Below are 995 nucleotides of genomic sequence, written 5' to 3' on the forward strand. Positions count from 1 at the left end.
GCCAACACACGCTACAAGCAATTTGGGTATTTGGCTTAATTTAAATATGGTTTTGTAGTTGGATGATTTGGCAAATCCGAAAATAGGGCTTAATTTAGTCCCAAACTGCTTGTAGCGCGGGAACGTTAGCGGTAAGTGTAACCAAAAATAACGTCAAAAATGAAAGCTATTGTAAAAAAGATTGATTACCAAAAAGGGTTTGTATATGTTTCGACTGAAGATAATAACACTTCTATGTTTGAAATGTTATCTGACGATAATTTTGAAATTGAAGATGTTCTTTCTTGGGAAGAATATGAACCTTTAGGACATTGCGAAATCAAAAATATTACACAAAATGAAATAGTTGAAGTCTTCTTTCAAAATCATTAAATAAATGGCATTATCAGAAAAACTAATACGAATATTGCGCTCTAATACTATTTTATCAGAATTAGAACTAAATGATTTAACAGAAAGACAAGGTTGGGATATAGTTTATGCATTAAAGCCTAAAGCAGAACCTAAAATAGAAATCTGTTTTACGGGATTTTCACCGACCGAAAAAAGTGTATTAACTAAATTAGCAGAAGAAAATAATTTTCATATTGCGAAAAGCATAACAGTTAATTTAAATTTTTTGTGTTGTGGAGAAAATGCTGGACCATCTAAAATGAAAAAAGCAGAAGAACAAAATGTTATATCATTAAGTGCGGAAGAATTTCGTAATTTAATTGAGACTGGAGAAATACCTCAAAACACCTACCGCTAACAGCCGTTTGGCGAGATTGGGGTTTTAAGCTTAATGGAAAGTTGGTTTTGTATTTGGAAAATTTGTGTTTAACCGAAAAATCACGCATCTTTAATCCCCAACCTCGCCAAGCGCCAGAACGTTAGCGGTCAGTTGACGTGAAACGAGGAGAAAGCCGGATTTAAAGATTTGGCTTTTTAAATGCAGAAACTGAACAAGCAAACGTGAAAATCGGGTCGGAATTGGCGAAATTCGTTTTTTTGAT

General features: G+C 33.6%; 2 protein-coding genes. Both read left to right on the forward strand.

Annotated elements, in window-relative coordinates; all coding sequences use genetic code 11:
• Window positions 1–159: 159 nt before the first annotated feature.
• Window positions 160–372, forward strand: a complete 213-nt coding sequence (locus KZH69_RS20350) for a hypothetical protein (protein WP_219319300.1) — start codon at window positions 160–162, stop codon at window positions 370–372.
• A 4-nt stretch (window positions 373–376) separates the two neighbouring features.
• Window positions 377–751 (forward strand): BRCT domain-containing protein, encoded by a 375-nt coding sequence (locus KZH69_RS20355; protein ID WP_219319301.1) that lies wholly within the window; start codon window positions 377–379, stop codon window positions 749–751.
• The last annotated feature ends 244 nt before the right edge of the window (window positions 752–995 follow it).

The organism is Flavobacterium taihuense (assembly GCF_019351435.1).
Classification (GTDB): domain Bacteria; phylum Bacteroidota; class Bacteroidia; order Flavobacteriales; family Flavobacteriaceae; genus Flavobacterium; species Flavobacterium taihuense.

What these genes read in the sequence shown, in the direction of transcription:
- KZH69_RS20355 (WP_219319301.1), top strand. Translation starts at nt 377, where the DNA reads ATGGCATTATCAGAAAAACTAATACGAATATTGCGCTCTAATACTATT.
- KZH69_RS20350 (WP_219319300.1), top strand. Translation starts at nt 160, where the DNA reads ATGAAAGCTATTGTAAAAAAGATTGATTACCAAAAAGGGTTTGTATAT.